Source organism: Flavobacterium sp. 316 (genome assembly GCF_000967805.1).
GTDB classification, from domain to species: domain Bacteria; phylum Bacteroidota; class Bacteroidia; order Flavobacteriales; family Flavobacteriaceae; genus Flavobacterium; species Flavobacterium sediminilitoris.
In genome coordinates this window covers 413,190-426,980 of the sequence record NZ_JYGZ01000001.1, presented here as the reverse complement: position 1 = coordinate 426,980, position 13,791 = coordinate 413,190, and the positions used below count along the sequence as shown (strand labels likewise).

The 13,791-nt window shown below is 27.2% G+C and carries 13 protein-coding genes; 4 read left to right on the top strand and 9 right to left on the bottom strand.

Annotated elements, in window-relative coordinates:
- The first annotated feature begins 45 nt into the window (after positions 1–45).
- Positions 46–1,122 carry an SRPBCC family protein gene (locus SY27_RS01915; RefSeq protein ID WP_045966877.1) on the top strand — a complete coding sequence of 359 codons (1,077 nt, stop codon included), beginning with the start codon at positions 46–48 and terminating at the stop codon, positions 1,120–1,122.
- 98 nt (positions 1,123–1,220) lie between these two features.
- On the opposite strand, the gene SY27_RS01910 is transcribed toward SY27_RS01915, so the two are convergent.
- The 4 genes from SY27_RS01910 to SY27_RS01895 all read right to left on the bottom strand — a co-directional run bounded on the left by SY27_RS01910 (position 1,221) and on the right by SY27_RS01895 (position 6,851).
- Positions 1,221–4,319, bottom strand: a complete 3,099-nt coding sequence (locus tag SY27_RS01910) for a lantibiotic dehydratase (RefSeq protein ID WP_045966875.1) — start codon at positions 4,317–4,319, stop codon at positions 1,221–1,223.
- 24 nt (positions 4,320–4,343) lie between these two features.
- Complete coding sequence (locus SY27_RS01905) at positions 4,344–5,234, bottom strand: LLM class flavin-dependent oxidoreductase (RefSeq protein ID WP_045966873.1); 891 nt, start codon at positions 5,232–5,234, stop codon at positions 4,344–4,346.
- Positions 5,235–5,273: 39 nt separating this feature from the next.
- Positions 5,274–6,476, bottom strand: coding sequence for a lanthionine synthetase C family protein (locus SY27_RS01900; RefSeq protein WP_045966871.1), 1,203 nt, complete (start codon positions 6,474–6,476; stop codon positions 5,274–5,276).
- 120 nt (positions 6,477–6,596) lie between these two features.
- On the bottom strand, positions 6,597–6,851 hold the full coding sequence (locus SY27_RS01895) for a class I lanthipeptide (RefSeq protein WP_045966870.1): 255 nt from the start codon (positions 6,849–6,851) through the stop codon (positions 6,597–6,599).
- A 447-nt stretch (positions 6,852–7,298) separates the two neighbouring features.
- On the opposite strand from SY27_RS01895, the gene SY27_RS01890 reads away from it, so the two are divergent.
- Entirely contained in the window at positions 7,299–7,907 is a 609-nt protein-coding gene (locus SY27_RS01890) for a YkgJ family cysteine cluster protein (protein WP_045966868.1), read from the top strand.
- 77 nt (positions 7,908–7,984) lie between these two features.
- On the opposite strand, the gene SY27_RS01885 is transcribed toward SY27_RS01890, so the two are convergent.
- Positions 7,985–8,500: an NUDIX domain-containing protein gene (locus SY27_RS01885; RefSeq protein ID WP_045966866.1), complete on the bottom strand. Its 516-nt coding sequence runs from the start codon at positions 8,498–8,500 to the stop codon at positions 7,985–7,987.
- 72 nt (positions 8,501–8,572) lie between these two features.
- On the opposite strand from SY27_RS01885, the gene SY27_RS01880 reads away from it, so the two are divergent.
- Entirely contained in the window at positions 8,573–9,805 is a 1,233-nt protein-coding gene (locus SY27_RS01880; RefSeq protein ID WP_045966864.1) for a glycosyltransferase, read from the top strand.
- A gap of 65 nt (positions 9,806–9,870) precedes the next feature.
- On the opposite strand, the gene SY27_RS01875 is transcribed toward SY27_RS01880, so the two are convergent.
- Positions 9,871–10,452, bottom strand: a complete 582-nt coding sequence (locus SY27_RS01875; RefSeq protein WP_045966862.1) for a tRNA-(ms[2]io[6]A)-hydroxylase — start codon at positions 10,450–10,452, stop codon at positions 9,871–9,873.
- A 219-nt stretch (positions 10,453–10,671) separates the two neighbouring features.
- Between SY27_RS01875 and SY27_RS01870 the strand changes: the two genes are divergently transcribed.
- Positions 10,672–10,920: a hypothetical protein gene (locus SY27_RS01870; RefSeq protein WP_045966860.1), complete on the top strand. Its 249-nt coding sequence runs from the start codon at positions 10,672–10,674 to the stop codon at positions 10,918–10,920.
- Between the two features lie 59 nt (positions 10,921–10,979).
- On the opposite strand, the gene SY27_RS01865 is transcribed toward SY27_RS01870, so the two are convergent.
- The 3 genes from SY27_RS01865 to menA form a co-directional block, all read right to left on the bottom strand.
- A complete protein-coding gene (locus SY27_RS01865) occupies positions 10,980–12,020 on the bottom strand; it encodes an o-succinylbenzoate synthase (RefSeq protein WP_045967453.1) in 1,041 nt (346 codons plus the stop codon).
- 129 nt (positions 12,021–12,149) lie between these two features.
- Complete coding sequence (locus SY27_RS01860) at positions 12,150–12,827, bottom strand: metal-dependent hydrolase (RefSeq protein WP_045966858.1); 678 nt, start codon at positions 12,825–12,827, stop codon at positions 12,150–12,152.
- A gap of 25 nt (positions 12,828–12,852) precedes the next feature.
- On the bottom strand, positions 12,853–13,740 hold the full coding sequence (menA, locus tag SY27_RS01855; protein WP_045966856.1) for a 1,4-dihydroxy-2-naphthoate octaprenyltransferase: 888 nt from the start codon (positions 13,738–13,740) through the stop codon (positions 12,853–12,855).
- Between the last annotated feature and the right edge of the window lie 51 nt (positions 13,741–13,791).

Genomic DNA, 13,791 nt, shown 5'->3' with positions numbered 1-13,791 from the left:
GAATAATTTTTATATATTTGAGAAACACATCCTATCGCCAAAAAAATGAGAATTGCTAAATATCTTTTATTACTTTTACTGTTACTATCAATAGCTTTTGTAGTGTTTGTTGCAACACAACCAAATGAATTTGATATTAGTGAAGAAAAAACTATTAAAAGCCCTAAATCTAAGGTTTTTAATTTTATTAATGATTTTGAAAACTGGGGAAATTGGCATCCTGAATTGATAAATAAGCAAGGTGTTAAATCTTCATTTTCAAAATTAACTTCTGGTGAAGGTGCTTTTATAGATTGGGATGGTAATCGTATTTCAACTTCAAAGGTATTTGAACAAGATTCTATATATCAAATTGAAAAAATTGACGATCAAAACTATACGACTTACTGGACTTTTACAGAAGAAAACAATCAAACAAAGATAACTTGGGGAATTAAAGGGCATTTAACTTTTAAGGAGAAAATGAAAGCTTTACTAACGGGTAGTAATGAAACTAAATTTTCATCGTTATTGACTTCTGGTTTAGAGAATATAAATAATTATTTGGTTAATGAATTTTCTACTTTTAATGTTATTGTAAACGGAATTATTACGAGAGAAGCGAGTAGTTATATACAACAGAGGGATTCTTGTAAAATATCTGATTTTCAAGTAAAAGCTGCAACGCTGTTGAAAAACATAAACTTGTTTGTAAAACAAAATGAGATTACAACAACTGGTGATTCTTATATTCAGTTTAAAACATGGGATGAAACAAATGATTATGTAGTCTATACTGCTTGTGTACCTATTCAAGAGGAAATTTTAACGACTCCTTTAAGTGATATAAGAGGTGGTTATTATGAATCTTTTATTGCTTTAAAAACGACTTTGAAAGGCGATTATAACCACAGAAAAGAGGCTCTAAAAAAGGCTTTAGAGTTTATTGCAGAAAATAATTATATTGAGGAAAAAAAAGGAGAACATATTGAAATTTATAAAGTAAATAATAGCACTACAACTGATAAGATAAAACCTTCTCAATTTATTACTGAAATTCTTATTCCAGTAATAAAAAAGAATGTAACTCCTGTTGTTGTTAAACAAAATGTAGAAATACCTGTTGATAGTATATCAAAATAGATGAATAATAATACAAAGTATTGAACTTATTTTTTATTTATTATTAATCAATTACGACTATATAGGTTTTATAATAAAAACTTCTAATTTATAATAACCTAAACTTTCATGGTTACTTTTTCATACTTTTTGCGTGCAATTAATGATTTGTAATGTCTTGAAAGTAACTCATAGATGATGAATTCATTTTGTCGTTGTTTTGCATTAAATATTCTATTGTGCATCATGTGAATATAGCTAAACACTAAGGTATTAAACTTTTCATCTTCAAAATGAATATTGAGTTTTTCTATTATATTACTATTAGCTTCACTTCTTTCAAACAATAATGCTAATAATGGTGCTATTTCTCTTTGATTGTCATGTTCAAATTGCATTAAATGTTCAATTGAACTTCTAAATTTTCTATACTTATCATTCAACTGCTTTCTTAAAAAAGCATTCCCATTATTTTCATTAAAAAAATTATCAGCAATTTTCTCTGTGAACGCTGCTTTTTGCTCCATATTTAATCCAAAATCTTCTAAGTATTGATCTGTTCCTCTAATTGCCATTTGCCATTTTATTTTTGAACCCATTTCTGAATCTAAATAATTAATAAAATTTGCACAAAAAACACTATCCGTATAAAACAGCTCTTCAGTAAGTTCTATTCTATCAGCTCCATATCTTTCTATTTCTCTATTATAAGTGTCTGTTTGCATTTTTGAAATCAAACCATTAAGATGTAATGTTCCTAAAGTTTCATTTAATAATGTTAGAATATCATCTGATTCTTTTTCATTTGAAAGTTGAAACCTGAATCTTAAATGATTATCTGAATCAAAATAACGTAAGAAGAACCATTTTTTTATTTTTCTGTCTGCAATAAGTTTCTCTGTTAATGGTAATATAATTTCAGTTAGAATATAATCGGCTGTTTTTATTCCGCAGTAAATCTTAAAATACATCCATTCGCTTCCTGGTAAATAATAACGAGTAATAGGTTTTATTGTATTTTCATCGTCAAAATTAAATGTTGGAAATTTTGTTTCTTCATTTAATAAAATAGCTACACATTCATTTGTATAACTATCTCCTTTGTTATCTGTTATTAAAGATGATTTTATATCAAATAGAAATTCTTCAATAACTATTGATGTTCTCTTTTTTATAGTATCTACAAAAGCTAAAATTGCTATTTCATCTGAAGAATTAATTAATAATTCATTATCTCCATCTACTAATAGGAAAAAATCTGGAAGGTTGTGTTTCTTTTTAAATTCAATAAATTTTTCTATTATTTTTGAATCATTAGTGTCTTTAATCAAATCGTTGAAATCTGACTGATTTAATTGCCAAGTGGCTGATTTTAATACTATATTTTTATATTCTACTCTAGGTAAAAAAGTAAATTGTGATGCTAATGATCCCCAATTAAAATATAAAGATGGTTTGGTATAATATTGTAATTGTAAATCGCATAAAAATTGATATACTGGTAAAGAATTGAAACTAAAATTATGGGCATTTCCTAATCTTGGAATAATTTGTTTGTTTAATTTTTTGCTTCTTAAAACAATATTTCCGTTTTTAATTGATATGAATAAATCTGATATTTTTATTTGAAACTCTTCGCTTTTATTTGATTTAGCCAAATATGCCATTTCATAATCTCTAGTATCTGGTCTTGATAATATGTTTCCTATTCTACTTTCTGGTAAATGAACAATTTCTGCTAAAATTGAATCTCCTGAATGTAATTTTTCATGCTTCGTTATTTCATTAATTATATCCAAAACGTCTTCATTTCCATGTCCAAAACGCCCTAAAAGTAATGTTGCTGTTGCTCCACCTATATTTTCTAATTGTATTTTTCCTGTTTCAGCATTTAGCAAGTTAAATTTTATTGCCATAGAATGTGGAAGGTTGTTATTCGTATAATCAATATCTTTAAAATCGTTTTCTGATATTGTAATTATTTTAGCATCTTCTTTATATGCTTTTATCAATATTTGAAAAATAGCTTTTTGATATGATGTCCATTTTATTTCAAAATCTTGGTATGAATTTCCTAAAGCAAGATCGTCAAGTAAATCATTTATTCCTGAAGTGTCTTTATTAGGATAGCCTACTCCATTTTCTGTATCTAGTACTTCTAGTAGTGAAACTTCAGATTCTTCATAGCGCTCTGAAAAGTTTCTTTTAAAGTTTTCTAAATTAGTATTGGTATAATTTGGTGTTATTTTATTTAAAAATGTAACACCATCTGATATTGATTCTTGAATATTTATATCTAATTCTGATTCTTGTGTTTTAAAATATAAATCGGTTTGAAAAAGATTTGTTTCTGGAATATCTTTTAGAATCTTTTTTATTTTATTATGTAAATCTTCGTAAGCTTCTACTGAGTTTATAGTATTTTGGTCAATTTTATTTAGACTTTCTTTTATCTCTTTTATTAAAAGGATTGTTTCTTCTAATTCCTTTGATGGATGATTTGTTTGTATTCCGTGTAATGTGTCAATTATTACTTCATAAAATTCTTTTCCTGTTACTGTTGGTTCAAAATCACTTACCAAAAGTTGAGATTCTATAAGTTCTTTTAAAAATGATGTTGCTTCTTCTTCTTCAATTCCTAATGTTGTTAAACTCGTTATTAATTCTAATTCAGTTTTGCCATACATTGCATGAATTAAAATACCTTCTAAATATTCTGAATAATCAACTTTACTAATTCTGTGAACTCTTCTTCCTCCTGCATAATAATATTCGACATACCTATAAAAAGAATCTATTTGATAGATACTATTGTTTGGAAAGTACTTAATGTAAGGTTGTATAAAATCTTTTTTTTCAAGTTCTTTTGCTAACATGCAAATAACATTCATATCTGGTCTTGTTCTTCTAACCATTTTTTGTTCTGGTATAGAATTTAATGTTACTTTATTAGCTGTTCCAAAATTTCCTGTACCTAAACCTGCAAATAATCCAAAAGGCGTACATCTTGAACTAGCTCTACTTAGATATTTATAGTATGCTATTTTTAACTTTTTTATTTCTTTAGGACTATCTATTTTTCCATCAAGGTATTTTTCATATTCTCTTTTTAGTGATGGTGATGTTATATAAATTGCCTCAGAAAACAATTCATCTGTTTTACTTTTTAAAAAAGGATATAATGGTGTTCTAAAAATAAACTTTGATAGGTATTTCATTTTTTTCAGAAAGATTAAATGATTTTAGTTGGTGATTTTAAATTCGTGTTTTTCTACTTTAAAAACATTCATAAGTGCCTGTTTTTCTTCTAAAGTTTCTCCTAAATTCAGAATTATAATTTCATTTACTTGATATATTTCTGCTTGTTTTTCTAAAAAATCTTTGAAATAATCAGGACTTCCTGAATAATTAATTTTTATATGTTTCGTTTTTTCATTTATTGCAGCAATACGTTTTTCATCATCACTACAAAATGCACTCAAGGTGATATTAATATTAGGTTCTACTCTATTTTTTAGGATATATTGCTCTCTTAATTCTTTAATAATATCTGGAGATGGTAATTCATTAATTATATGAAATAATGAAAGTGAAAAGCTTGTTTTTTCTTCAATAATAAAATCAATACTAGATTTACTTGTACCTAAAACCCATATTTCTGGAGATTCACCTTGTTTTGGAGGTAAAATAATAGTAGGTACTTGATCATTAATTAGACTTTTAATTTTTCTTACTCTATTAAAATAATCATCTAAATTCTTTTTCCAATCACTTCCATCTGCAAGTTCTATGCTTTTATGTTCTTCTGTTTTTCCTTTGGCTAACCCTAAATCTATTCTTGATGGATATAGATTGGCTAATAATTTATAATGATAAGCTGTATTAATTGGTGCATTCAATCCTACTAATACTCCTGCTGATCCTACTCTAATTTTTTGGGTATAACCTGCTAATAATGGAAGTATTATATCTGGGTTTTTCCATGCTAAGTTATCTTCATGATGTTCGCTTAACCAATATCTTGTAAATCCTAATTCTTCAGCTAATTGAGCCATTTCAATTGTTTCATGTATTGTTGAAATAGCATTTGAATTACTTTGAATACTTCCAAAATCTAAAATTCCATAATTCATAGTCCTTTTTTAAAAATTATTTTATCATTACATTTACTATTAAAGCATTAAAGATTTTTTCCAAGATAATTCTTTATCCATAAGTGTTGCTAAGAAAACAATTGCTACACCTGATGCTCCTTCTAATAAACTTAAATTATTTTCATATATATTTTTTCCTCCTAAATAGGTTTTATAACCGGCATATCCATCTTCATGAACTGCTAGATCTATCGTTTTTTCTAACCAATAATTTGCTGTTTCTAAGAAAATAGGTTCATTAGTCATTTTATAAATTGTTCTATAAACATCAACTAAACCACAACTACCATGACAAAAATTTCCATCTACTACGCTTTCAATTTTTAAATCTCTTCTTGTTGTGGTATGCTTTAATATTGTAAGTGCATATTCTTTTAATTCATTGTCTTTTAAAACTTCACTTGCTTTATATAATTCCGTTCCAATACCTAAATCACCATAACACCAAGCTAATCTGCTATTAAACGCTATATGAGATTCTAATTTTATCCAAGAAGGAAAATAACTCATTTCATTTGGTGATGGATTTTGATGAATTTTATAAAAATTTATTATTTGTCTTAATGCTTTTACTAGTTGATCAGAATACAATTCTTTTTTTTGTAAACATCTTATGAAATAATACATAATTGCAGCCATACCATGAGATAAACTTAGATTTATAACCTTCTCTGTTTCATTATTTGCTTTAAAAACAGATGAAATAAAATGAAGTGTATCGTTTGACTTGTTGTAAATTCCTTTTTCAATAAGTTTTGAATTAAATTTTTTAAGATAAAATATACAATCCGGAAATTTATCTGTAATATCTAATAAGAAGTTTGCAGGTCCTAATGCTCCGTGCAAAAAGTCATAATTCCCTTCTTCTATTTTATACATCATGAAATTGTAAATATCTGGAATTGTTTCAGAGAAATATTCATCAAAATCAATATCAATATGTCCTGATTCTAGAAGGTTGTTTATTGCCCAAAGAAATCCTGTTATTCCATTTGAGTAGCTAAAATCTATATGATAGATTCCATTATTTATTTTAGTATAAGTATCTACAATTATTTCTTCTACAATTTCAAGATACTTATCATTTTTTGTGTATTCTGCGTAATAACTAAGTAAAAATAATGAGCCTGTATTTCCAGATAGTAAGCTCATATTATTGTAATTATGATTCACTATAGAATCTATAATTGTTTTTGTTTTTTCTTCGAGTATATCTTTCATTAAAATGGAAAAAATAGTAATCAACTAGTAGTGATTTGTTTATATTTTGGCATGTAGAGTTAAAAAAGATAGCTTTCTAAAAAATTAGAAAGCTATCTTATACTTTTATTCATTTCTTATTTAAGGACACACATTATTTCCACATGCAGATTGACAAACGCTTGCACCTTCAGTATAAGGAACACAGTTTACAGGACAAGACCCTGTAGGACATGTTGCAGTAGGACACGTTGCTGTAGCACAATTGTTTGTTTTATTACAATGGTATAATGTAAACCATGCTCCACCATTTAAATTTTTCATTTGAGCATCATTTAACATTGTAACTGTCTCTTTGTTAAGGCTTAGTTTTCCTTCTAATTTGATTTTTTTCATTGTTTTGATTTTTTAATTTGTTTGTATTTGTTTGTGAATAAATCCTTATAATTATATTATTTTAAAAGTTATTTCTATTCATTCAAGTTTATGTTGTTATTTTAAAAAAAACTTAAATTAAGATCAATTTATTAACCAAATAAATATTACATATCCTATAACTTTAACATTTCAAATTTAAAAAAAAAAGTGACTGAAATTTACTTAATATAAAGTTTAACTATGTTTATAGAAAAATTGTAAAAATCTCTTTATTTGATACTTACACGTTTTATAAATAACAAACTATGCCTTTATAGAGTCATAATTTCATCATATTAAATAATACCAAATTTTTAAAAAAACAGATAATTTAATTCAATGTAATTTGCTTGTCAAATAAGTATATTTTTTAGTGTTAAAAAAACAACAAGTAATTATTATTAAATGTACCTTCGATAAAAATTTATGTCAATAGAAAAACGAGTAAGATTAGTAGAACAATTATTCGAAAACCTTAATTTAGAAATTGCTCAATTTCAAAAAGAAACAAAATTAGGTTGTGTTGCTGGTTGTGGAAAATGCTGTACTAATCCTGATATTGATGCTTCTCCATTAGAGTTTTTACCTTGGGCTTTCCATCTTTTTTTAAATGGAAAAGCAGAAACCGTTTTAAATGATTTAAATAAAAATGAAACTACTACTTGTTATATTTATAGCCCTCTTTCCATATTAGACAAGAATAATGGTAGTTGTAGTGATTATAAATATAGAGGTTTAATTTGTAGATTATTTGGTTATGGTGCTAACAAAGATAAATATGGTCAATATCGTTTAGCTACTTGTAAAATAATAAAAGAAGGACAAAAAGAATCATTTGAAAAGTCTATTGAACTAATAAACAATGGTCTTCCTGTCCCTATTTTCACAGATTATTATATGAATCTCTCACAAATAGATTTTAAATTAGGAAATATAATTGTTCCAATAAACAAAGCATTAAAATTTGCTATTGAAGAAGTATTACAATATTATTCATACAGACCTATGCCAAACGGATTTAATAATTGTGCTTAGAGATTCTCTGAAAAATGTTGTATCTATTATTATATTTAATCAAGATATATAAATCTTCTTAAACTTAAAAATCACATTTAAACACAGTAAAATTCTTTAATTATTTTTCGAATTGAGACAAATCCTATTGAATCTAAATCAATTTCCGAACGGTTTACCCAAATTAGTTCTTGAATTTCGTCTTTTGCTGTAATCGAAATAATATCTGAGCTTAATGAACATTCATAAAAAATATCCATTGTTTTATAAGGTATATTTTTATATAAATAATTATTTGGCGAAGTCGTAATATAGCGTAGGTTATTTGGAAATATTTCAAGTCCTAATTCTTCATTAATTTCTCTACAAGCAGCTTCTTCAGCATTTTCATTTGGATCAACAAATCCACCTGGTAAGTCTAATTTTCCTTTATCTGGATCAACATTTCGAACAGTAAACAAAATTTTATCTTCAAATGTAAAAACAATTGCTACAGCAGCAGCAATATTATGATAATACGTAAAATCGCAAATTGAACAATGAAAACGGATATTATTTTCAAATGTAAAATGAGTTGATTGACAATTAGGACAAAATTTAAATATTGAAGGCATTGTATATTTTTTTTGTAAAAATAAAGAAACTTAAATCGTGAGATAAATTAATGAAAGATTTATTTTTGCACTATGCAAAATCATTTAGTAATTATCGGAACCGTTTGGCCAGAACCTAATTCTACAGCGGCTGGTAGCAGAATGCTTCAGCTTATTAAATTGTTCCAAAATCAGAATTATAAAATTACTTTTCTATCTTCTGCTTCAAAAACAGATTTTTCATACAATTTAGAGAATCAAGATGTTAAAACACATTATATAAAGTTAAACAATAATAGTTTTGATGTTTTAATTTCAGAACTAAACCCTAGTATTGTATTGTTTGATCGCTTTATGACGGAAGAACAATATGGCTGGAGAGTTATAGAAAACTGTCCTAATGCATTACGAATTTTAGATACTGAAGACTTACATTTTTTAAGAAAAGCAAGAGAAATTGCATTTAAACAAAATAGGTTATTAAACTCAAAAGATTATATTTCTGATGTTTTTAAAAGAGAATTAGCATCTATATATCGTTGCGATTTAAGTTTAATAATCTCCGAATATGAAATAGAATTATTAACTAATCTCTTTAAAGTTGATCCTTCGATTTTACATTATATTCCGTTTTTGGTTGAACCAATATCAAAAGAAACAATCAATCATTTTCCTTTATTTTCGGAACGAAGCCATTTTGTAAGCATGGGAAACTTTTTACACGAACCGAATTGGCAAACAGTATTACAACTTAAAAAGTCTTGGAAATCGATTAAAAAAGCCCTTCCTGAAGCTGAATTACATGTTTATGGTTCGTATGTAACTGAAAAAGCCAAACAATTACATAATCAAAAAGAAGGTTTTCTAATAAAAGGTCGTGCTGAAAGTGTAAAAGAAGTTTTTTATAAGGCAAGAGTATTGCTTGCTCCTATTCCTTACGGTGCTGGTTTAAAAGGAAAATTATTAGAAAGCATGCTTTTTGGCCTACCTAATATTACAACAGAAATGGGCTCAGAAGGAATGCATGGTAATCATTCATGGAATGGTTTTATTACTACAACTGATGAAGATTTTATTGAAAAAGCAATTGAGTTATATCAAAACCAAACTTTTTGGCAACAATCTCAACAAAATGGAATTCAGTTAATCAACAAACGTTTTGAGAAATCTTTATTTGAAAACGACTTCATTACTAAAGTAAATCATTTACTAGCAAACCTAGACAAACATAGAAATCAAAATTTCCTAGGACAAGTTTTCCAACATCAAACTTTACAAAGCACTAAGTTCATGAGTAAATGGATTGAGTTGAAAAATAAGACTTAGCTAAAAGTACTCAATATTCAGTGTTCAGTTTTTTCAACTGCGAACTAAAAACTGACCACTGAACACTACCCATGAATCGCTTCACCTTTGCCATAACTCGCAATTACTTTGGCTTCGTGTTCCAACCATTCTTCCCATCTTTTCTTTACATCATAGCCTTTTTCGGCTAAATCGTGTGCAAATTGTAAAAAAGCTGTGTAATGATTGGCTTCTGAAATCATTAATTCTCTATAAAAAGTAGCTAATTCTTGATCTTCTATATTATCTGAAAGAACCTTAAAACGTTCGCAACTTCTAGCTTCAATCATAGCTGCGAATAACATTCTCTCCACAATGATATGTTTACGATTTCCTGGTTTCATAAACTTAAATAGATCATTTACATAACTATCTTTTCGTTCACGACCTAAAACCCAACCACGTGCTTTTATAATTTCATGCACTTGCTCAAAATGGTCTAACTCTTCTTTAGCAATCTTTATTAGTTCGGTAGTAATTTCAGTAAATTCTGGTAGCATAGTAATTAACATAATTGCATTTGAAGCTGCTTTTTGCTCACACCAAGCATGATCTGTTAGAATTTCTTCAAGATTTCCTTCTGCTATATTTGCCCAACGAGGATCTGTAGGTAATTTTAAACGAAACATTTAATTGATTTTAATGAAGCACAAAAATACATTTTTAAAATTGATCTTTAAAATGAGAGTTGCGAAACCTTTTAATGCTTTTTTACAGTAAAATTAAAACTGATACACACCCTTAACTCTTCTTTCTGGTAATTATATAAGAATTCGTAAAAAAGATGTAAAACATAAATGATTAACGTCTTGTAACTTGCACTTAAGTAATTTTAAATATAAATAATAATGAAAAAGGTAACATTTGCAATAGCCTGTTTAGCACTTTTAGCTAATTTGAGCTGTAAAGAACAAAAAGAAGAACCTACAGTAGAAAAGACTGAAACGGTTGTAATTGAAAAAGAAACTGAACCAAGTGAGAGTGATGGAACCTCTATTAGCATCGATAAAGATGGTGTAGAATTTTCTTCAAAAAGCGGAGAAAATAAAACTGAAGTTGAAATTAAAGATGACAAGGCTTCTGTAAAATCTGAATAAAAAATAGTAATAATTTATTACAATGCGAAATAAAAAGAGTCAACAAATGTTGACTCTTTTTATTGTAATAATTCAAGATTCCATTCTTTATTTTTACGATACCAAATGTGTCCGTTTTCAACTTCTAATGGACAATCAAAATTGTTTGTATATAAACTACCTGTTCCTAATCCTTGAGGTAAAAAATTATTCAGAGTAAAAGTAAATTGTGCTATTGCATTTAGTCCAATATTACTTTCTAAAGCAGATGTAATCCACCACTCAATATTTAGTTTTTTTGCTACCGAAATCCACTCTAAAGTTCCTCTAAAACCACCTACTAAACTTGGTTTTAAAATGATATATTTTGGCATTATTTTTTGCAATAATTGCATTTTATTTTCTATTCCAAAGACTCCTATTAGCTCTTCATCTAAAGCAATTGGAAAAGGAGCATTTTTACACAACACTGACATGATGTCAGTATTGTTTTTCTGAATAGGTTGTTCAATACTATGTATTTTAAAATCAGATAATTGAATTAGTTTATCTAAAGCATTATTTAAATCAAAAGCTCCATTAGCATCAACACGAATTTCTATTGTTTTTTCATCAAAATGTTGCCTAATAAAACGCAATAAACCTAATTCTTTATCAAAATCAATAGCTCCAATTTTTAATTTTATACAACGAAATCCTTGTGCTAATTTTTCTTCGATTTGTTGCTTCATAAACTGCTCTTCTCCCATCCAAACAAGACCGTTAATTTCCATGCTTTTTTTACCCAAAGTAAAGTCACTTGGAAACAAGTTAAAAGTTGTTTTTGATAGTAAAGAAAGGAATGCCATTTCAACTCCAAATTGAATTGAAGGAAACTCTAAAAGAGCTTCCCAAAGTTGTTCTTTTCCTAAATGAATATTGTTACAAACCCAACGTAATTTTTCTTCATAATCAGGTCTGTCATCAATAGAAAGTGTACGCAAAATTCCACACTCTCCTATTCCTCTTTTTCCGTCTTTTTCTAAAATTAAAAACCAAGTTTCCTTCTCGGTTAAAATACCTCTTGAAGTTCCACTTGGTCTTTTAAATTTTAAAATATATTTTTTATAAGTTGCTTTCAAATTAATTAATAAATTAAGAAAGTTAAATTCAAGACTGTTCGTTTCTGTTTTTAAAATTTTAAACATTCCAACGAAAAATCATTTCTATTTATGATGCTTTATATTGTTTTCAATCATTAATAATGATATTTATAGTTCGATACTTTCACCTATCCCTAATAGCATTAAATCTTTGTTTTTGTCAAAAAATTTACGTTTTGCTTCATCATGATCAATTTCAATATAACCAAACGTGTCAAAATGATATCCTAATATTTTATCACATTGAACAAAATCTGAAGCAATTATAGCATCATCAACATCCATTGTAAAGTTGCTTCCAATAGGCAAAATAGCTAAATCTAGCTTAGTTCGCATTGGAATTAGCTTCATATCCATTGTAAGTGCTGTATCACCTGCTATATAAATATTTTTATGTTCTCCTTCAATTACAAATCCACCTGGTTGACCTCCATTTGTTCCATCAGGAAAAGAAGAAGTATGAATTGCATTTACATATTTTACTGTTCCAAATTCGAAATCCCAACTTCCTCCGTGGTTCATTGGATGAAACGAAAAGCCTTTATTCCCATAATATGTTGCTATTTCATGATTAGATACAATTATTGCATCTGTTCGCTTTGCAATGGCTTCCACATCTAATGTATGGTCTTGATGAGCGTGTGTTAATAGAATAAAATCTGCTTTAAGCGAATTAATATCGATATGTGCTGCTTTCGGGTTTCCTGTAATAAAAGGATCTATTAAGATATTTACTTCATTTACTTCAATACCTAAACATGCGTGTCCGTAAAATGTTATTTTCATAATGTGAGTATTTAATGAGGTTTAATTATAAAAAATAGATTGTTAACCAAAATAAAAGACTTAATGCGAAAGTACTTAGAGCTACTTTTTTAAGTTCTGGATCAAAATCTTCGTACGAATTTGATTTTTTAATTTTATTTAAATGAATGATTAATGATATATTCACTACTAATATTGGCAGTAATGAAATTTTAGTTATTAAGCAAAATATTAAAAATGATATTGAGGCAATGGCTATTATAATTTCATGATATATTTTTGCTTTTTTCAACCCTAGTTTAACAACAAGTGTATTTTTTCCTGAAGTTTTATCGTTTTCAATATCACGCATATTGTTTAAGTTTAAAACAGCTACACTTAGTAATCCTATTGAAATTGCAGGTAATATCAAATACCAATCAAATATTTTAGTAAATAGAAAATTTGATCCTAAAACGCTTACTAAACCAAAAAAAACGAATACAAACACGTCTCCAAAACCACTATATCCATACGCATTGCTACCAACTGTATATTTAATAGCTGCTCCTATTGATCCTATTCCTAATAAGATAAAAATTAAACTAAGTCCAAAATTTTCTTTACCAAATGCTACGTAAATTAAACTTAAAGCTACAATAAATGTAATTATTGCTGTGATAATAACTGCTTTTTTCATTTGACTTGAACTAATAATTCCTGAACCAACTAAACGCTTTTCTCCTATTCTATTTGCATCTGTTCCTTTAACTCCATCACCATAATCATTAGCATAATTAGACAGAATTTGCAGTCCTAAAGTAGTTAATAAGGCTAATATTGTTATTTCTAAATTAAAAAATCCTTGATAATAAGCATAAGCACTTCCTACAATTATTCCAGATATCGACAATGGTAATGTGCGTAATCTTGCTGCTTGAATCCAATGTTTCATTTTATTATTTTAAATGTATTTTATATTAAATATTGTATCCTAAAATTTGTT

Bases quoted from the DNA above. Each gene is read 5' to 3' on its own strand.
- SY27_RS01860 (WP_045966858.1), bottom strand. From the start codon at position 12,827: ATGAAAATAACATTTTACGGACACGCATGTTTAGGTATTGAAGTAAAT.
- SY27_RS01880 (WP_045966864.1), top strand. From the start codon at position 8,573: ATGCAAAATCATTTAGTAATTATCGGAACCGTTTGGCCAGAACCTAAT.
- SY27_RS01885 (WP_045966866.1), bottom strand. From the start codon at position 8,500: ATGCCTTCAATATTTAAATTTTGTCCTAATTGTCAATCAACTCATTTT.
- SY27_RS01870 (WP_045966860.1), top strand. From the start codon at position 10,672: ATGAAAAAGGTAACATTTGCAATAGCCTGTTTAGCACTTTTAGCTAAT.
- SY27_RS01910 (WP_045966875.1), bottom strand. From the start codon at position 4,319: ATGAAATACCTATCAAAGTTTATTTTTAGAACACCATTATATCCTTTT.
- SY27_RS01915 (WP_045966877.1), top strand. From the start codon at position 46: ATGAGAATTGCTAAATATCTTTTATTACTTTTACTGTTACTATCAATA.
- SY27_RS01900 (WP_045966871.1), bottom strand. From the start codon at position 6,476: ATGAAAGATATACTCGAAGAAAAAACAAAAACAATTATAGATTCTATA.
- SY27_RS01895 (WP_045966870.1), bottom strand. From the start codon at position 6,851: ATGAAAAAAATCAAATTAGAAGGAAAACTAAGCCTTAACAAAGAGACA.
- SY27_RS01875 (WP_045966862.1), bottom strand. From the start codon at position 10,452: ATGTTTCGTTTAAAATTACCTACAGATCCTCGTTGGGCAAATATAGCA.
- SY27_RS01890 (WP_045966868.1), top strand. From the start codon at position 7,299: ATGTCAATAGAAAAACGAGTAAGATTAGTAGAACAATTATTCGAAAAC.
- menA (WP_045966856.1), bottom strand. From the start codon at position 13,740: ATGAAACATTGGATTCAAGCAGCAAGATTACGCACATTACCATTGTCG.
- SY27_RS01905 (WP_045966873.1), bottom strand. From the start codon at position 5,234: ATGAATTATGGAATTTTAGATTTTGGAAGTATTCAAAGTAATTCAAAT.